Source organism: Chryseobacterium sp. JV558, from assembly GCF_033712365.1.
Lineage (GTDB): Bacteria > Bacteroidota > Bacteroidia > Flavobacteriales > Weeksellaceae > Chryseobacterium.
Genome location: NZ_WJHU01000009.1, coordinates 141,074 through 160,370 on the forward strand (window position 1 = coordinate 141,074; position 19,297 = coordinate 160,370).

The window sequence follows — 19,297 nt, forward strand, 5'->3', positions numbered from 1 at the left end:
GCAGAAAATACATTTGCCCTTTCGCTTATAAATACAATTAAAAATGAAAACCATTGTCAGAAATATTTTTACAGGCTTACTATTGTTGGGAACTGTTATCAGTGTAAACGGACAGTTTCTTGCCGCTTCTGATACATCAGAAAGCAGTGTGAGAAAATATAAGGGCATCATTAATGCCAATAAAGACCTTGTAGAATTTATTGAACAGTTACTTCTTCAGAAAGGTCTTCCCAAGCATTTGAGAAACCTTGCTCTGATAGAATCCCATTTCGACAGAAATATTACTTCAGGTGCAGGAGCAGTAGGCATATGGCAGTTGATGACTGCACATGCTAACCAGTACGGACTTACAGAACAAAATCGTACCGATGTTTATAAAAGTACAAAAACAGCTGTTATCTCACTAGGAAATCTTTACAAAAAGTATAACAATTGGGTGACCGTTGTAGCTGCTTATAACTGTGGTGAAGGAAATATAGCCAAAGCGATGGAAGCTGCAGGCTCCTCTCAATATCATGAATTTTCAAAATATCTTCCCGCAGAAACCATTAATCACGTGAAGAAATACCTCAATGCATGCTATGCTACCGGAGAACTTCAAAGTGTATTGAGTAACTATAATTCTGCAAGAATCAACAAAATTTTCTTTGAGGATGGAAACAGAAGAGTAGTCACTGCCGCGCTTTCAGAAACGGAAATCAATGCAGGATTCAGTCTGAAAGTTGTAGCAGATGAACTGAATGTAGATATGGATAAAATACTCACCTGGAATCCTGGTATTGTAGAAGAACTGCAGAGAAAAGGAGAAAGTCCTTTCTATCTTCCGGTCGACCTGATGCCGGATTTTCTGCTAAGGAAAAATAAAATACTGGTTCGTTCCATCAAAGAAGGAGCAAGTACCCAGCAGTAAATAATGTCAAATACAAATAGAAAAGCAATCAGTTTTTACTGGTTGCTTTTTTTATGTAAAAATTAAACTGTTAAAACAAGCCAACTTTATATTAAAAAAATCTTAATATTTCTCACTCATGTGGATAATTATTGTATTTAATTTTGTTTTCCAATAAGAGGAAATCCTTTTCTGGTGACGTTTTAAGTGGTTTTATTAAATCCATTGTCGTAGAATTACGACAAGAAATCGTAGAACTACTACAATTTTTCAGATTTATATTCAAAAGTTTTTTTTAGCAATAAAGAGCCTCTATCTTTGCTAAACAATCACCGAATCACAAAATATTAACGATCAAAATTTACAATCATGGCAGAAAGAAATTCAAGAGGAATCTTAAAATTCAACGGCGGAGAAGGACAGAAGCTGTTAAAAATGAATTACAGTGTATCAAGATCTACAGACGTTTCAGGACGTGTAGCATCAGACCCTTCTAATGCATTGATCAAAGTAACAGTAGAGGCTACTGAAAAGTCTGACATCCTAGAAAGCTTGTTAAACGGTAAATACAAGCCAACAAAAGGAGAAATTACATTCAACAAATCTCACGAAGAAGGAACATTGATCACTTTGAACTGGGAGAACGGATACGTAATTCAGCATGAAGTAGACTTCGATGCAATAGACAGCAACAGTATGCTGATCAGCTTCGTAATCAGTGCTGAAACTATTGACTACGGTACTTCTCAGTTTGCAGGACTATGGCCTTCTGCAGGTAATTAAGCCTATTCATCATCTTAGTAAAAATAAAATTGGTACAGGACAGTACACTCACCCGAGTATACTGTCCTGTTTTTTTATGTAAGGTCATATCATCCGGAAAGTTTATGAACAATAAAAACAATAGAATAGTGGCTTTTTTTAGTCTCAACCTGTACAGTATTAAAAGGAATAGATAATAAGGTTTTTGATTCCTTTAAAACTGCCTTTTTAAGATATTATTTCTCTTAGTGGTGTGATATTTAGTGAAATCCTCCTATTTTTAAATGAAATTTAATAGGTTTGTTTATAATAGGTTATGCTTTATTTTAATTCTTTTGTCGTAGAATTACGACATGAAATCGTAGAACTACGACACCAAATCGTATAATTACTACACTTTTTCATATTTCTGTTCAAATGCTTTTTTTTCAAAACCAAGGGGGCTATCTTTGTTATATAATTATTGAATAACAATTTATTACTAACGACTAAAATTTACAATCATGGCAGAAAGAAATTCAAGAGGAATTTTAAAATTCAACGGAGGAGAAGGACAGAAACTGTTAAAAATGAATTACAGTGTATCAAGATCTACAGACGTATCAGGACGTGTAGCATCAGATCCTTCTAACGCATTAATCAAGGTTACAGTAGAAGCTACTGAAAAATCTGACATCCTAGAAAGCTTGTTAAACGGTAAATACAAGCCAACAAAAGGAGAAATTACATTCAACAAATCTCACGAAGAAGGAACATTGATTACTTTGAACTGGGAGAACGGATATGTAATCCAGCACGAAGTAGATTTCGATGCAATAGACAGCAACAGTATGCTGATCAGCTTCGTAATCAGTGCTGAAACTATTGACTACGGTACTTCTCAGTACGCTGGACTATGGCCTTCTTCAGGAGGTAAATAATCCACTACAGCTTAAAGAAAAAGGAACAGTATGCCATTGGTATACTGTTCTGTTTTTTATCCATAATGAAAACTATCTATTAAAAACTAACAAACATGTTCAGACAAATTCTATTGATTCTTGCTTTTACAATGTCTTTTCTTTCCCTGCAGGCACAAAACTCTTCTACTTTATACAAAGGTACTGTTAATGGAAAATTGCCGATCACATTATTCTTCCAGTCCGTAGACAGTGATTGTGGAAGTGGTGTTTATTATAATGCAATGTACAAGTATGAAAAAGTAAGCAATTGGCTTGAACTAAACGTTACTGAAGGAGCTCACAAACAGTTTTCAATGGTAGAAGAACACTTTACAGGATTGATGATCATAAAAAAAGAAGGTGATATGATGAATGGAATATGGATAAGTCCTGACGGAAAAAGACAGCTTCCCGTACAATTAAAAAAAGTAACCATAAGCAGCAAAGAAATGGAAGATTACAGAAACAAAATGGAACAGGTGAACTACGAGAATCATGACTGCTAGAAAATGGACGGTGAATGATTGCTGTTACATAAAATTGAGAAGCAAAGCGAATTGATCATTCACTATTCATCATCTGAATCCCGAATCCCTTCCGCGAACTGCCAACTTTTACTCCTATTTTCTTATATTTGTTCATTATTCAAAATATGGACGCAACACAAGATAAAAGGCTGTTTCTCATCGATGCCTATGCGATGATTTTCAGAGGATATTACGCATTAATCAGGAATCCGAGAGTCACCAGCAAAGGATTGGATACTTCTGCTATCTTTGGTTTTACCAATTCTTTGATCGAATTGATCAGAAGAGAAAAACCTACCCACCTGGCAGTAGTTTTTGACGTAGGGCAGGCTAGTGTAAGAACTGATGACTATTCAGAATACAAAGCCAACAGAAGCGAAACTCCTGAGGCGATTAAAGTTGCTGTTCCATACATCCACAGAATTCTTGAGGCCATGCATATTCCACGATTAGGAGTAGAAGGCTATGAAGCTGATGATGTAATAGGTACCATTGCATGTAAAGCTGAAAAAGAAGGCTATACCACTTTTATGGTAACACCGGATAAAGATTTTGCACAGCTGGTTACAGACAAAATTAAAATTTATAAACCAGGCTTAAAAGGTGGTGATATCGAAGTTCTGGGAGTAGATGAGGTAAAGGCAAAATACGAGATCGAAGATCCTAAACAGGTTATTGATTTCCTTGCAATGATGGGAGATGCGGTAGATAATATTCCCGGACTGGAAGGTGTGGGAGAAAAAACGGCAATGAAGTTCCTTAAAGAATACGGAAACATTGAAACTCTATTGGCCAATACTGATCAGCTGAAAGGAAAACTGAAGGAAAAAGTGGAAGCTTCCGCAGAACGCGGTATTTTATCTAAAAAATTAGCAACCATTATCTGTGATGCTCCCGTAGAATTCCATCAGGAACAGTATGACCTGGAAACTCCGGATTTTGAAAAAGTAAAAGAAGTTTTTGATGAAATAGAATTCAGGAGACTTTACGAAAACCTTTACAGAGCTTTTGCACCTGCTCCTACAGAAACAGTGGTGGTGAGCGAAGTGGAAGTAAAGCAGACTCCAACTGGAACAGAAATAAAAGGACAGGTGATGCAGCTTGACCTTTTTGCCAATTTTGAAGAGCTGGAGCAGGCTACTTCTACCAAGTCTACTATTGAGCAGAACGATCATCTTTATCAGTTTATCGATAATCCGAAAGCACAGAAAAAGCTGGTTGATAATCTATTACAACAAAATATTGTTTGCTTTGATACGGAAACCACTTCATTAAACGAGCTGGAAGCAGAATTGGTAGGAATGAGTTTCTCCTATAAAAAAGGACTTGCTTATTATATCCCGCTTTCTGAAGACAGAGCTGAAGTTTTGCAGACCTTAGAGATTTTCAGACCGTTTTTTGAAAAAGAAGACCTGCTGAAAATTGCTCACAATCTGAAATACGATTATAAAGTTTTAAAACAATATGACATTACCGTTAAAGGGGCGATGTTTGATACTATGATTGCCCATTACCTGCTGAATCCGGACGGAAGACACGGTATGGATTACCTTTCAGAAGTATACCTGAACTATAAACCGGTATCCATAGAAACCATTATCGGGAAAAAAGGAAAAAAACAAGGCAGCTTCAGAGATGCAGATCTGAGAACACAGACAGATTATGCAGCGGAAGATGCAGACATCACTTTCCAGTTGTATGAGCTTTTTGCACCACAGCTGAAAAAAGAAAATCTAGAAGAGCTTTTCTACAATATTGAAATGCCTCTGATGGAAGTCCTGGCAAAAATGGAACTGGCTGGTATTTCTCTGGATGAAAAATGGCTGGCACAGGAAAGTATAGATCTTGAGAATGACCTGAAGCAGTTAGAAACCACCATTTTTGAACTTTCCGGAGAAGAATTCAATATGAATTCACCAAAACAGCTGGGAGAAATCCTATTTGAAAAAATGCAGCTGGATCCGAAGGCAAAAAAAACAAAGACCGGGCAATATGCAACCTCAGAAGATGTTCTTCAGAAGTTAAGTTCAAAACATGAGATCATCAAGCATATTCTGGAATACAGAACCTATCAGAAATTAAAATCAACCTATGTAGATGCGCTGCCTTCACAGATTGAAAAAGAAGATAATAGAGTACACACCAATTTCTCACAGACTACAGCTGCTACAGGCCGTTTGGCGAGTGTAAACCCCAACCTGCAGAATATTCCGATCCGTACTTTGAGAGGACAGCAGATTCGTGGCGCTTTTGTTTCTGGAGAAGGAAAGAAAATTATCTCTGCCGATTATTCACAGATTGAACTTCGTTTAATTGCTGAAATTTCCGGAGAAGATAATATGATCAAAGCTTTCCAGGATGGAGAAGATATTCACGCTTCCACAGCAGCAAAACTCTTTAAAATTCCTTTGAAAGAAGTTTCCAAAACCCAGAGAAGTCAGGCTAAGACCGTAAACTTTGGTATCATCTATGGACAGGGAGCTTTTGCATTAGCAGAACAAACCGGATTATCCCGTACAGAAGCCAAACAGATGATCGAAGCGTATTTCGAAACCTATCCAAAACTAAAGGAATACATGGCAGAACAGGTGAATAAAGCACGTCAGATGGGCTATGTGGAAACCATATTAGGAAGAAAGCGTCACTTGAAAGATATCAATTCCAACAATTTTGTGGTAAGAGGCCATGCAGAAAGAAATGCAGTAAATGCACCCGTTCAGGGAAGTGCTGCTGATGTTGTAAAGCTTGCCATGATTAAAATAGACCGGGAACTTGAAGAACAACAGTTAAAAACAAAAATGCTGCTTCAGGTACATGACGAATTGGTATTTGAATCTCCGGCAGATGAGATTGAAGCCGCTTCAAAACTAATCAAAACTGAAATGGAAAATGCTTTAAAAACACAGGTTCCTTTATTAGTAGAGATTGGAGTAGGAGATAACTGGCTGGAAGCGCATTAATCAATACTGCAAATCATACTTTAAATAAAAAACTTCCGTCTTTTGGGCGGAAGTTTTATTTTTATTAGAGTCAGGAGATCTTTATTATTTATCTACAGAATTGTATGCATTGCTGACAACATCATCCAGAGAAACATTTTCAAATAAAAATCTCTCCTTTTTCACTTGGGCTTTTTGAGTAGTTGAAGGCATTTCCTCTTTCATTGTATTGATACTCTCAAGCGTAATGTTACCTTTCATCGGTTCGTAATAGAGCGCAGAGTGAGAGCCTGCCCCCATATTATAAGTTTCAATATAAGTAAGAATAAGATGATCGCCGATATATTTAAACTTACTGAATTGATTGCCATTTGGCCCGATATCATACAGATTGATATTCAATGTTCCTTTCTCAATACTGATATCTTCAGTTTCATGCATTTTATAACCGTATTCATTGTATTCTTCAGGAAAAACAGTTTCAGAACTTGTAAATAACCGATATGTTTGATCAGGATTTTTTAAAAGAATAATAGTTTTTCTCTGTGCTAAAGTGTCCTCTTTTTTTCTTAAAACCAAAGCTTTGTCAGGAAGGCCATCCTGATTGAGGTCACCTTCAGTTTCATATTGAATTTCATACTGATTTGAAACAAAATCGGAGACTTGTTTTCCTACTGTTGATCGGTCGTTTTGAATTGGTGGACTATTTTTCGCTGTATCCTTTTTTATAGGGGCCGAAGAGTCTTTCGGAGCGTCTGCTTTAGTTTTATCGCATGAATAGATAAGCAAAGAAGACAGAAGTACAATAGAAATGATTTTTTTCAATGGTGTTTGTTTTTATAAGATGCAAATCTAGTTTTTATTTCCTGATAATGTAAAAATGAAATACACAAACATCCCAGAAGGATAACGGGAAAAAAAGACAGTGATATTGTATATTGAACCTCTGTTGTGAAGTCATAAGTACTCCATGAAGACTCTCTGTCTACAAATATGGAGTAGTTCCAAAATAACCAGACAAAGACCAACAATAAGAACTTAATGCCCATTTTGATCAACATCTTTTTAATAAAGGAAAACAAAGAAAAGATAACAGAAAGAAAAATTCCGATGATCAGTGACATAAATAATGCATCTTCAACAAACCAACATTCCAGACATCCACTTGACATTCGATCTGAAAAGCTACCCATTGACCAGTAAAATTGTACAAATGTAACCGCGGAAATAATCACTGTAACAATGAACAGTTTTTTTAGAAATGAGTAAAACCGATGAGGTTTTGAATGTTCCATGATGTTCAAAATGTATGAATTATTTTATGATTCTGACGATAGCTAAGTCATCTGTCGGTTTTACGCCAAATTGATACTCCAACTGCTTAAGTTTTCTGTTGAGCATTTCTTCCGTATCGTTATTTTTCTGGTCAATCATTAAATATTGTGTAAAGTTGATTCCTTCATCAGAATCAGTCTTTTTAATTTTTGAAAAGCTCGAAATACCATCAGTTGCAATGGAAACATCATCCAAATGATCAAAAAATATTCTCTGAGACAAGCTAAAATACCAATCTTCAAAGTTTTCATGAAGATGATAGGCAAGGTAATCAGGTTTGTTATCACGGTCAAATTCCGTGATCTTTCCATTGATGCAAACAACGCCGTCACCAATGGCTAAGACTAATCCTTCGTCCATTGTGATGTCATAAACTAAGATAATAAGAGTAGTTAGGAGCTCTTTTTCATCCAGCATCAGATGATTTTTAATAAATTTGAGTTCGTTGAATAATCCTTTTATAATTTCTTTGAGTTCTTGTTCTAAACTGTGTTCGTTATCTTTTTCATATAATGTTCTGTAACCAGCTTCAATAATAACTTTACGCAAAATTTTCCCAAAAAGTGTCGAGACAAAATGGCTATCCATTGCTGTAGAGCAACCGTCCATTACAGCACATACAATCTTATCCGAACCAATTTTTTTGATAAGAAGATCATCTTCACAATGATTAATATGATAATCTCCGATTTGTAAGGTAGAATATAGTTTCATGATTTATTGTAACGAAATTTTAGCAGGAAATTTGTTTTCACAGATAAGCAAGTTCTCCATTAATCAGGCTTATTGGAATTCCGGGATGGCTATAAGCCCATCCAAGATTAATTGCTTCTATTATTTTAGATTGAATTAGGGCAGGTGTTATTGCCATTGCTTCTCGTCCATAGTATTCGGATCTGCAGAAATTTACTATTATAAATAAAATTTGCCCCTCACTTTCATGTAGTATGGGAATTCTATAGTCGCTGTTATGTTGCTCATTATGAGAAATCTTTTTTCTTATTTTCCAGTAAAAAGTTTCATTTTTAACCACAATTTTTCTGAGTCCTTTTTTTGCTATAGCCATGATATATTTATTTTAGACGGTCAATTTCCTCCTGCATTCTTTCTTCCCAGCCTTTTCCATTTCTTTTTTCAAGATAAGGATTTACAGTCTCTGTATATTTCTTTTGTGCTTTGGTATCAATAGGATCAATGATACAGCCTGTATTGATATAGGTTATGCCATATTTCTTTCGGATATTCCGAATTTTACTTAGGTTTTGCTGGTCATGAGCGGGAATTGAGAAACCTCCTGCAAAAGATATGGCAACCTGGTCATTTTTTATATCCTTTTTGGCCTTTACAATATATTCACTTTCTTTTTTTGAAAGTTCCTTTTTATTCTTTATCAATTCATTTCCTGATGAAAATATAAAAAAAAGAAGAACAATAGAATTAATAATGGGATAAACTCTTAAAAACTTAGCCTTAAAATTTAATTTTTTAATAGGTAGGTTACTCACAAGATAAGTGACAAGGGCAGTGATAGCCAATATAACTGGGAAATATTCTAAACCGGATTCCTTTACAGAATACCAGAAATTGAACTGTGTGGGGTAATTAATAAAATAATATCCGGAAATATAGGCTGCAGCCAGCAACAGTATAATGATGAAATTAATGATTATAAGATTCCTGTTCATGATGATAGTTTACGAACTAAATTATCACTTTCTATGCCATTTCAGAATCTTTTATCAATAACAGGTGACTGCATTTCTGATGAAGTCACCTGTTATCAATAAGGGGAGATCATTTCCCAATATTAAACGTCATATTCTATTTGACCTACATAATGCAGGGAAAAATCATCGTTTTCTGTAGAAACCGGATTCGGAATAGCAAATCTGGTTGCAAAAATGATGGTATTTATAGGGGTGTCCAGACTTAGTTCGTTCAGTTTTTGTTCCAGGATCGGAAGCCATTGGTCAGCATAAGAATATTCTGCAAACTTGTCGTAAAGTCCAAGATTTTCATCCTCAAAGCCATATTCTATAAAATCATCATCAAACCATTTGATGTTCTGTGATTCTGCGAACTTTGAAACATACTGATCGTCTGTTTCTTCTTCTATATAATAATTTTCATCCTCTTCTACGAAACTATAAAAATCTTCTTCATTCTTGAAATACCCTAACCAGAAGTGTGAAATTTCTTTATCCATAATATTTTTTTATTCTAATCTTTTTGATTGTTTACTTATATCAATGGCTTTTTCATGCCTTGAAAGCCTTGTTTTTTCCTGTTTGGCACTCATGATCCAGTGTATGATCACCTTTTTATAGGATGGAGCCTGGCTTTCAAAAAAATCCCAGGCTGCCTGATGATCTGTAAATTGCTTTTGATAAACAGGATCAAGAGCAACTTCTGCTTTTTCATGAGAATAAATTCCGGATTTGTTCTCTTTTCTGAGATCAAATGCTTTCTGTCCGGCAGGAGTCATCAGCCCTGCTTGGGTGAGCTTTTCAACTTTCTTTATATTAATGTTGCTCCAGATGCTGGAAGACTTTCTGGGAGTAAATCGTATAGAATAACTTTCGTGATCTATTGATTTTCTCACGCCGTCTATCCAGCCAAAACATAAAGCCTGATCCACAGATTCAGACCAGCTTATCGAAGGTTTTCCACTTCCGGTTTTATAGAACCCCACTAAAAGTTCTTTCTCATCCTTGTAGTGCTTTTCAAGCCATTCTCTGAATTTTTCTTTTGTCGAAAAAAATGTAGGTTTCATAACTCCTGTACTTGCCTTTTACATTTAATCTGTAAAATTACGAAAGTTTTCACTCAAATAAAATCTTCTTGCCCTAAACAAAGTGCAATGATAGCCCCTGAAGATAAATTTTTTATTGTAATTTTATTCTACATTTAAATTGTGAAAAATGGATTTTCTTCAGGATCATTATGCTGTCAAAAATGAATTGCTACTTATTCTTATTTCTGTTATTTTAGGGCTGTTTATTGGTGCTGAACGTGAATACCGTAATAAATCTGCGGGTCTCAGAACCTTTATATTGGTTTGTTTCGGGGCTTGTCTCTTTACTATTCTTTCCATAAAAATAGGCGTTGAAAATCCGGATCGTCTCGCAGCCAATATCATTACCGGGATTGGATTTCTGGGAGCAGGTGTTATTTTCAAAGGAGATAATAAAATTGAAGGAATTACGACAGCAACCACCATTTGGGCAACAGCTTCAATAGGAATGGCTGTAGGTTCCGGATATATCTATATTGCATTGTTGGGAACCGCTTTAGTATTAATCATTTTGAATGTATTGACTTATCTTCAGAATTTCATTGATAATTATAATAAAGTAAGAGAATACAAAATTGCTGTGACAGGTTCTGCGGATATTCAATATTGTGAAAATATCTTTAAAGAACACCACTTAAAATATCTGATGATCAAACAACAGTATTCGCCCGAAAGTTTAACCGTTATCTGGCGGCTTACCGGGAAAAATACCCGTCATGAAGAAGTAATCAGACGTTTGGTAGACGACCCTAGAATTAAAGCCTATCAGTTTTAGATGAGATATAAGTAAAAAAATAAAGGCCGAAGCCTTTATTTTATTTTTTCTTGAATATATAAAGATCCTTGTTTGGACCGTCAATTTCTTTTCCATCCATGTCAAGTTGGATCAGCATATTCTCACCAACCTTATATTTATAATTGGCAGATTTCCCTTTTAAAGTGATCATACTTCCTGTTGTATCCCATGCAAAAGATCCTTTATCCTGATTCTTTGAATTTCTGTCAAGATATTCTTCAGAAATGCTGAATGTTTTATCATTATTCAATGTTAAAGAAGTCTTGATTCCCGGACAGTCAGCACAAGGAACTGTCGCTTCATAAGTTCCGGCCCAGTCTAATGCATTTTCAGAAGTGTCACCCGCTGCTGTAGGAGTAGCCTTAGTAATGCTGTCTGTAGCAGCAGGTTGTACAGCTGTTGCAGAATCTGTGGTTGTACCGGTTGTTTCAGTCGTTTCTTTTTTAGAACATGAAGCAAGGAATAAAACCGTTCCCATTCCCAACATGAGCATTTTGCTTTTCATCATAATAATTGATTTAAATATGTTTTTAATAATAAAGTTACTTCCAATCAACAAAAACTAAGCCAGAGGACGGAGGGTTTAATGTTTAACGTTGCTGGTTGTCAGTATACGGTTCGGGTTTACTGTATAGATCATTAAATGAATTTTCTGCTTTCTCTTCATTAATACATTTTACAAAAACCTACTCTTAACAACTTTTCCGCCTGTTTTATAAGGCCTATTCTTATTTTTCTTTGTAAATTCGGGCAAAATTTTGATTATGACAAAAAAGATACTTTTATCTGTATTTCTTTTGCCAGCTGCAATGGCATTTGCACAACAATATGGAGGAATGTGGATTCCTACTGAGCTGAATGAAAAGGAAATGAAGGATTTGGGAATGAAGATTTCTGCAAAAGATATTTTCAACCCTCAGAAACCAAGCATAAAGGATGCAGTAGTACAGTTTAACGGCGGATGTACTGCAGAGATTATTTCGCCTAAAGGACTGCTTTTAACCAATCACCACTGTGGTTTCGGTCAGATTCAGGCACATTCTACTGTTCAGAATGACTTGCTTTCAAATGGATTCTGGGCAAAAAATACAGATGGAGAACTTCCTAATCCGGGAGTAAAAGTAGATTTTATTGTAGATATAAAAGAAGCTACTGATCAGGTTTTAGAAGGTACAGATAACCTGACGGAGCCGGAACTTACCAAAAAGATCAACAACAATATTGAGGTTTACAAAAACGCTCAGAAGATTGAATCTTACCAATCAATTATGGTAAAGCCTATGTATTATGGAAACAAATACTATGCTTACACAATTGAAACGTACAAAGACATCCGTCTTGTAGGAGCTCCACCTCAGAGCATTGGGAAATTCGGAAGTGATACAGACAACTGGGTTTGGCCTAGACATACCGGAGATTTCTCTATGTTCAGAATCTATGCAGACAAGAATAATAAGCCTGCAGAATATTCAAAAGACAACGTACCTTACGTTCCAAAACACTACTTACCGGTTTCTATAAAAGATAAAAATGAAAACGATTTTACTTTTGTATTCGGATTCCCGGGAAAAACTACAGAATATCTTCCTGCAGTAGGCGTAGAGAAAATCATGAAGGATATTGATCCTGCAAGAATTGCTGTACGTGATGTTGCTTTAAAAACATTAGACGAAAAAATGCGTGTGGATAATGAGACACGTATTAAATACGCTTCTAAATACGCTTCCGTAGCGAACTATTGGAAAAAATGGATCGGTGAAGTGGAAGGGTTGAAAAAATCCAATGCTGTAGAGAAGAAAGTAATGTACGAAGGTTCTTTGGTTGCTAAAAATCCGGAGATTAAAAACACATTGGATCAGTTGAATAAACTGTACAATGATCAGGCTCCTTATGCTTTAAACAATGCTTATTATACAGAAGTGGTAAGAAATGCGGAGACTTTAAAGCTTGCAGGTGACTATTATGACTTTGTAGCTTCTGTAGAAGCGGGAAGAATGGATGAAAAGGAACTTACAAAGTTAAAAACAAAATTAACCTCTTTCTACAAAGATTACAGCGCTGAGCTTGATGCTAAAGTAACCGCAAAATTATTGGCATTATATGTTAATAAAACGGCACCACAGTTTTTACCAGCAGGTTTCAGCAAATATAAAGATGAAAACCCGAATATCCCTGCAATAGAAGATATGTCTAAAAACTCTATCATCACAGGAAGAACTGCTGTGAATGGAGCAGCATTGACTACTGATATTGATAAAGTGTTTTCTAACCAGGATAAACTGATCAAGACTTTAAAGAAAGATCCTATTTATCAGCTGTATGTTTCTATGAAAGAAACGTATATGAAAACGGCAGATCCGCAGTACACTTCAATGCAGGCAAAAATTGATGCATTGCAGAAAAAATTCATGGCTCAGCAGATGCAGACGGATAAAGACAGAAAATTCTTCCCGGATGCTAACTCAACGCTTCGTGTAACATATGGTAAAGTAAAAGGATCTACGCCTAGAGATGCGGTTTCTTACGGATACCAGACTCACCTTGCCGGAGTAATGGAAAAATATGTTCCTGGAGATTATGAATTTGATGTTCCTAAGAAACTGATTGACCTTTACAACAAGAAAGATTTCGGAAACTATAAAGATAAAACGGGTGACGTTCCTGTAGGATTTACGGCAACAAACCATACAACAGGAGGAAACTCAGGAAGCCCTGCTCTTGATGCCAACGGAAATCTTGTAGGATTGAATTTTGACAGACAGTGGGAAGGAACAATGAGTGACATCAACTATGATCCACGTTTCAGCAGAAACATCATGGTAGACACAAAATATATCCTTTTCATCATCGAGAAATTCGCTGACTCTAAGTGGCTTGTTGATGAAATGAAAATTATAAAATAATTTTTAAAAGTTATACCTTTAAGAATCTATTTGAACTGAGTTTTGAATAGATTCTTTTTTATTTTAAATAAGATGAAAGACAGGATCATCAATGTTTTGGCAACTTTTGAATCTGGTAATATCGGGAAATATTTTCCGCTGGATTACTGTTTGCCGCTTTATCACAGTGTCTCAGACAGAGAACTTCCTCATATAAAACATGTGATCCGTTATAAGACTACCAAACAGTTTGAAGAAGATCTGGATCATCTATCAAAGAATTTTCAGTTTGTGGACTGGCAGGAGTTCAAAGAATTTACTTCTGGGAATTTTAAGCCTAAGAAAAAAATTGCCCTGCTAACTTTTGATGACGGTTTCAGAGAGTTTTATGATATTGCTGCTCCTATTTTGGAACGAAAGGGAATCTATGCCTGCAATTTTGTAAATCCGGCTTTCATAGACAATAAAGATATGATGTTCAGATGCAAGGCCAGTCTTCTTGCTGATGCTGTTGAGAGAAAGAAAACTATAGATTCAGAAATTTATTTTGTCTTATCGCTTAAAAATTTAGACAGACGTTTTTTACAAAAGAAAATTTTAGCAATAAATTATCAGGAAAAAGATACTTTGGACTGGCTTGCTGAAAAACTTGAAGTAGATTTTAATGCTTATTCAAAGGAATTCAAGCCTTATTTAAGTACAGAAGAATTAAAGGAACTTACCAGAAGAGGTTTTGGAATCTCTTCGCATAGCTGGGATCACCCGAAATACGGAGATTTATCTTTGAAAGAACAGATGGAAACTACGGATAAAACTTTTGTTTATTTGAAAGAAAATGGTTTCCTCTATGAAAGCTTTGCATTTCCGTTTACTGATTTTGAAGTCCAGAAAGATTTTTTTGATGAGCTTTTTAAAAATGAAGAAATCTACTGCAGCTTTGGCTGTGCAGGAATAAAACTGGATAGTGTGAAGAGAAATTTTCAAAGGATTCCAATGGAAATGGGGGAGAGCGGAGAACAGATACTGAAAAAGGAGATGGCCTATTTCAAACTGAAAAGACTGATAAATAAAAATACGATCCTGAGAAAATGATAACGCTGAAAACATTCAACAGAAAAGAACTGGGAGATTTTATATCATCCGGAGCATTCCTGCAGTATGATTTTCTTCCTATTACGAAACATCGTGCATTGTCACATATTCAGAATCCTAAAGCATCAGAGGAAGATACCCTTCTTATTCTGGCTTTCTTTGAAGAAAAATTGATTGGTTATGTAGGATGTTTCCCGGATTATTTTGTCATTGATGGAAAAGAAATCCGTTATGCATGGCTGAGCACTTTGTATGCAAACCCTGAATACCGAAAAAAAAGACCCGCAAAAGCACTGCTGAAAAAAGTTTTTGAAGAGTATGAAGGGAAAATTGCCATTACAGAATTTACCAAAGAAGCAGAAGCGCTTTACACTATCATGGGTGTTTTTGAATATGTCTTTCCTAAAAAAGGGAAGAGGTATTACTTCAAAACCGATGCGGCTAAAATGATTCCTGAAAAAAAGCCGGGAACACAACCATTGAAACCTCTTTTTCAGACTCTGGATGCGGCTGCCAATTTATTCATCTCAATAAAGAATTTATCCGTACAGAAACCGGATTTCAAATATGAAGTTCTTGATCGTATTGATAAAGAGAGTGCTGATTTTATGGCTGAATTTTCAGGGGCACGCAATGCAGATGAAATCAATACTTTTATAGATAATCCATGGGTTTTGGAAGGCCAAAAAGACGAGAAATATCTCTTTTCAAGTTTTGCTGGTACATTTAAATATTTTTGGATTAAGATTTTCGATCAGAATAATCAACTCAAAGCTTGCTTGTTATTACTGCTCCGCGATGGATATCTTAAAATTCCTTATCTGTTTTCAGCTTCTGATTTGGCTGAGGTAGTTCAGTTTTTGAATTATTTCATACTTACCCATAAAGTGAAAGGTTTTACCAGTTATCAAACCAGATTGAACGAGGTAATACAGCAATCAAAAGGAGTTTCTCACATCTACGAACGTGATTTTAACAGAGAATATCTCTTTCATAAGCAATTATTGGAACTGCTTCCGAATAATTTTAACCCAAACTATCAGGATGGAGACGGGGATTGTATGATGACGTAATTGAATTATAAATTATCACTGATCAATTATCATTCATCATTGATAAAAAACAAACCGCTCGATAATGCTATCGGGCGGTTCGTTTTTTAATGTCCGAAAATATCTTTCAGACTTACTTCTTTAAATGTTCCCATTTTATTGACAGCTTCCATATTCAGATTTTCTTTTTTACCGATAATGGCTGTATTAAAATCTATGGATTTGACTTCTGTCTGATAAAAATGCCTGATATCTTCAAATTTCAGATCCTGAATCTGATTATAGATGTCTTTCCTGAAATCATGATAAATATTAAGCTTTTTCAATCTTAATGTATTGAAAAATATATTATTTCGGGTTACCCTTGTTGAGGCAATCTGTTTCAGAGCAGCATTTCTGGCATTCTCAAACTGAATAGTCACTTCAGGAAGCTCGTTCATCAGTTCATTCAGTGTATCCACAGCTATCATAAGTTTGTCAGGCTGAGTTCCGATATAAGTTGTTACATAATCAGGATGGTTGAGTTCAGAGTTGGCAGCGTAAGAAACATAGGCTGAATAAGCAAGACTCTTACTCTCACGGATCTCCTGGAAAACAATGGAGGATAATCCACGTCCAAAATACTCATTAAATACATTAACCTTTCCAAAATGAAGCGGGTTCACCAGATTTCCTTTTCCGATCTTACTCATTTCCATCTGAACCATATCATAATTGATGAAATTTACATTTCCTCCGGTGGCAGGTTCAGGATATTGCTTAGCCTCTGGCATCTGAAGACTTTCAGTTTCTATATACTGACCAATATATCCTTTGAAATTGTCAAAGTTTTTACCATAGAAGAATGCCTGATAAGGGTATTTGAAAAGCTTTTTCATTCTGTCAGTGAATACTTCAGAATTGCTGCCTTCAAGCTCCTCTTTAGAAATAACATCCGTAAAACGTGAGTGAACACCCAGTTTGGTGTAATTGGTCAGGGCAGTCATAATACGGTTTTTATCTTTTTTGATGGCCTGTCGGTTTTCCAGTACAGTTCCCACAAACTGATTGTAGATTTCCTGGTCTGGTTGTACATCATGCATCCAATGCTGCAGGAGAGCAATTCCTTTTTCTATATTTTCTTCCAGTCCGCTTAGAGAAATGATCAACTGGTCATTCGTAGTTTTGAAATCATTGCTGATTCCAATTTTGAAAAATTCCTTTTTTAAATCTTCAGGCGAAAGAGTATCCGTACCCAAATATTGCAGCAACTGAGTAGAAATTCCTAAATCTCTGTCATTGTCACTTCCAAAAGGGAAGATGAAATGAAGCTGTGCAATATCATTATATTTATTCTTTACGAAACTTAATTTCTTTCCGTTAAGCTGATCAGTGGCAATTTCTTTCTGATAGTCGATAAATTCAGGCTTAATATCCTCAGTCTTGTCCGTTAAAATCTCTTTTAAAAACTCAGACTGAGTATCACGGTTGATCTTAACAGGCGTAATACCTGGATTTTCAACTCTGATCAACATATCATTAACACCTTTTTCTTTATTGACAACAACATAATTTTCTTTGAAAAAATCCTGGGCAAAGTTCATTATGTCTTCCTTCGTAAAAGCAGCATATTCATCCATCTCATTCAGTTCCTGTTCCCATGTTCTGCCTTTTATATAAGAATCGTACAAGGTTGTAGCAAGTCCTTCCGCTGTTTCAAGGCCCTTCATTCTCTGAATTTTGAAATCATTAATGATTGCTGGCAGCATCCAGTCCGGGAAATCACCTTTCTTTATCAGCTCAATTTCCTCCAATACCATGTTCTTTGCTTCCTCAAGAGTTTGGGTTTCTTTTGGTACAGCAACAATAGAAAAATAACCATATTGTCTTAAACCTACAGAAAAGGCCTGAGCCCAAAGCATTTTTTGCGTCTGATTGATGTGTAGATCCAGTAATCCGGCTTCACCTCTGTTACTAAGAATATTGGCAACAACATCCGCAAGCATGGCATCCCTTGTTCCATAGCTTTCCGTTCTCCAAGCCAGTTGAGCCCGTGGAGTAGTAGGGCTTTTTACTGTTCTTATTACAATCTCTGTAATGGGTTGTTCAATTATTGGTGTCTTTTGAGGAAGCTCTTTATAGGGCAAAGTGCCGAAATATTGATCAATTAATTGAATAGCCTCCTCAAAATCAAGATCACCAACCAGTACCATTGCATAATTATTAGGAACATAATATTCATCAAAATACTTGTGAATAGCCTTCATAGAAGGATTTTTCAAATGCTCGGGTCTTCCCAGTGTTGTCTGCTGGCCGTTGGGATGCGTAGGAAAAAGAGCATCCATCAATTCATAGCTTACAAGTCTTGTGTCATTATCCTGAGCTCTGTTGAACTCTTCATATACAGATTCCAGTTCCGTATGAAAAAGACGAAGTACAATTTCAGAAAACCTTTCCTTTTCTATTTTCAGCCACTTTTCAAGTTCGTTATTTGGAATATTGTTTTTGTATACTGTTTCATCAAACCAGGTATGAGCATTTGTTCCAGTAGCTCCCAAAGAAGAAATAGCTTTGTCATATTCATTGGCAATGGCATATTGACTGGCTTCCTGAGAAACTTCATCAATCTTTTTATAGATCTCCTTTTTCTTTTCGGGATCCTGTTCCGCTTTATGCGCTTCATATAATGCTGAGATCTGGTCCAGAAGTTCTTTTTCCTTTTCCCAGTTTTGGGTTCCTATCTGAGACGTTCCTTTAAACATCATATGCTCAAGATAATGAGCCAGTCCGGTATTATCGGCCGGATCATTATTGCTTCCGGTTCTTACAGGAATAAAAGTCTGTATCCTCGGAGCATCAAAATTTTGAGCAAGAAAAACCTTCAATCCATTTTTCAAGGTATAAATTCTGACGTTATTTTCGTCGTGGGCTATTGTAATATATTCGTATTGGTTTTTATCAGTATGAACCGTTTCCTTATATTTTCTGTCTGTCATATAAAACTCATTTCACTCCTTAGAATCCGGAATGCACTACAAATGTATGAAATCAAAAAAAATGTTAGCCGGTTTTTATCACTATTACATCTATGGTTATAGTTGAAAAGGTAAATCAAAAGTATGAAATGCCCCATGGTAGAAAGGAAATAAAGATTACTTTCCGTTATTTCTTTTTATATAATATCTTTCATTACTATAGATAGATATATAATCTTTACTATTCATTATTATATATAGAATATTTTTAAGGAGCATTCTCCTGCTATCCATTCATACTCCTCACGCCCGGCTTTCCCTGGCTAAAACCCAC

Annotated in this window: 17 protein-coding genes; 9 read left to right on the forward strand and 8 right to left on the reverse strand. The window is 35.7% G+C overall.

The genetic code is table 11. The features are described from left to right. The first annotated feature begins 43 nt into the window (after positions 1-43). From GFU89_RS21550 to polA, 5 genes are all read left to right on the forward strand, one after another. On the forward strand, positions 44-910 hold the full coding sequence (locus GFU89_RS21550; protein ID WP_318849077.1) for a lytic transglycosylase domain-containing protein: 867 nt from the start codon (positions 44-46) through the stop codon (positions 908-910). Positions 911-1,258: 348 nt separating this feature from the next. Further along, a complete protein-coding gene (gene tssD, locus GFU89_RS21555) occupies positions 1,259-1,672 on the forward strand; it encodes a type VI secretion system tube protein TssD (protein WP_318849078.1) in 414 nt (137 codons plus the stop codon). Positions 1,673-2,154: 482 nt separating this feature from the next. Further along, positions 2,155-2,571 (forward strand): type VI secretion system tube protein TssD, encoded by a 417-nt coding sequence (tssD, locus tag GFU89_RS21560; RefSeq protein ID WP_318849079.1) that lies wholly within the window; start codon positions 2,155-2,157, stop codon positions 2,569-2,571. Positions 2,572-2,666: 95 nt separating this feature from the next. Next, the gene (locus GFU89_RS21565) at positions 2,667-3,098 is read left to right on the forward strand and encodes a hypothetical protein (RefSeq protein WP_318849080.1); all 432 of its coding nucleotides are present in this window, start codon (positions 2,667-2,669) and stop codon (positions 3,096-3,098) included. Positions 3,099-3,244: 146 nt separating this feature from the next. After that, positions 3,245-6,079, forward strand: a complete 2,835-nt coding sequence (gene polA / locus GFU89_RS21570) for a DNA polymerase I (RefSeq protein ID WP_318849081.1) — start codon at positions 3,245-3,247, stop codon at positions 6,077-6,079. A gap of 84 nt (positions 6,080-6,163) precedes the next feature. Here the strand turns inward: polA and GFU89_RS21575 are convergent, their stop codons facing one another. From GFU89_RS21575 to GFU89_RS21600, 6 genes are all read right to left on the reverse strand, one after another. Further along, the gene (locus GFU89_RS21575) at positions 6,164-6,883 is read right to left on the reverse strand and encodes a hypothetical protein (protein ID WP_318849082.1); all 720 of its coding nucleotides are present in this window, start codon (positions 6,881-6,883) and stop codon (positions 6,164-6,166) included. A 489-nt stretch (positions 6,884-7,372) separates the two neighbouring features. Next, a complete protein-coding gene (locus tag GFU89_RS21580) occupies positions 7,373-8,107 on the reverse strand; it encodes a protein phosphatase 2C domain-containing protein (protein ID WP_318849083.1) in 735 nt (244 codons plus the stop codon). Positions 8,108-8,144: 37 nt separating this feature from the next. Then, complete coding sequence (locus tag GFU89_RS21585) at positions 8,145-8,459, reverse strand: hypothetical protein (protein ID WP_318849084.1); 315 nt, start codon at positions 8,457-8,459, stop codon at positions 8,145-8,147. Positions 8,460-8,466: 7 nt separating this feature from the next. Further along, positions 8,467-9,078, reverse strand: coding sequence for a hypothetical protein (locus GFU89_RS21590; protein ID WP_318849085.1), 612 nt, complete (start codon positions 9,076-9,078; stop codon positions 8,467-8,469). 122 nt (positions 9,079-9,200) lie between these two features. After that, positions 9,201-9,599 carry an immunity 22 family protein gene (locus tag GFU89_RS21595; RefSeq protein WP_318849086.1) on the reverse strand — a complete coding sequence of 133 codons (399 nt, stop codon included), beginning with the start codon at positions 9,597-9,599 and terminating at the stop codon, positions 9,201-9,203. A gap of 9 nt (positions 9,600-9,608) precedes the next feature. Further along, on the reverse strand, positions 9,609-10,166 hold the full coding sequence (locus tag GFU89_RS21600) for a YdeI/OmpD-associated family protein (RefSeq protein ID WP_318849087.1): 558 nt from the start codon (positions 10,164-10,166) through the stop codon (positions 9,609-9,611). Positions 10,167-10,314: 148 nt separating this feature from the next. Between GFU89_RS21600 and GFU89_RS21605 the strand changes: the two genes are divergently transcribed. After that, positions 10,315-10,962 carry an MgtC/SapB family protein gene (locus GFU89_RS21605; RefSeq protein ID WP_318849088.1) on the forward strand — a complete coding sequence of 216 codons (648 nt, stop codon included), beginning with the start codon at positions 10,315-10,317 and terminating at the stop codon, positions 10,960-10,962. Between the two features lie 40 nt (positions 10,963-11,002). Here GFU89_RS21605 and GFU89_RS21610 read toward each other — a convergent pair whose 3' ends face one another. After that, on the reverse strand, positions 11,003-11,491 hold the full coding sequence (locus GFU89_RS21610; protein ID WP_318849089.1) for a copper resistance protein NlpE: 489 nt from the start codon (positions 11,489-11,491) through the stop codon (positions 11,003-11,005). Between the two features lie 256 nt (positions 11,492-11,747). Between GFU89_RS21610 and GFU89_RS21615 the strand changes: the two genes are divergently transcribed. The 3 genes from GFU89_RS21615 (at position 11,748) to GFU89_RS21625 (ending at position 16,030) form a co-directional block, all read left to right on the forward strand. Beyond that, complete coding sequence (locus GFU89_RS21615; protein WP_318849090.1) at positions 11,748-13,886, forward strand: S46 family peptidase; 2,139 nt, start codon at positions 11,748-11,750, stop codon at positions 13,884-13,886. Between the two features lie 72 nt (positions 13,887-13,958). Then, positions 13,959-14,957 (forward strand): polysaccharide deacetylase family protein, encoded by a 999-nt coding sequence (locus GFU89_RS21620; RefSeq protein WP_318849091.1) that lies wholly within the window; start codon positions 13,959-13,961, stop codon positions 14,955-14,957. Continuing rightward, positions 14,954-16,030 (forward strand): GNAT family N-acetyltransferase, encoded by a 1,077-nt coding sequence (locus GFU89_RS21625; protein ID WP_318849092.1) that lies wholly within the window; start codon positions 14,954-14,956, stop codon positions 16,028-16,030. The genes GFU89_RS21620 and GFU89_RS21625 overlap by 4 nt, the downstream gene beginning before the upstream one ends. 86 nt (positions 16,031-16,116) lie before the next feature. On the opposite strand, the gene GFU89_RS21630 is transcribed toward GFU89_RS21625, so the two are convergent. Continuing rightward, positions 16,117-18,984 carry a M16 family metallopeptidase gene (locus GFU89_RS21630; protein ID WP_318849093.1) on the reverse strand — a complete coding sequence of 956 codons (2,868 nt, stop codon included), beginning with the start codon at positions 18,982-18,984 and terminating at the stop codon, positions 16,117-16,119. Positions 18,985-19,297: the final 313 nt, after the last annotated feature.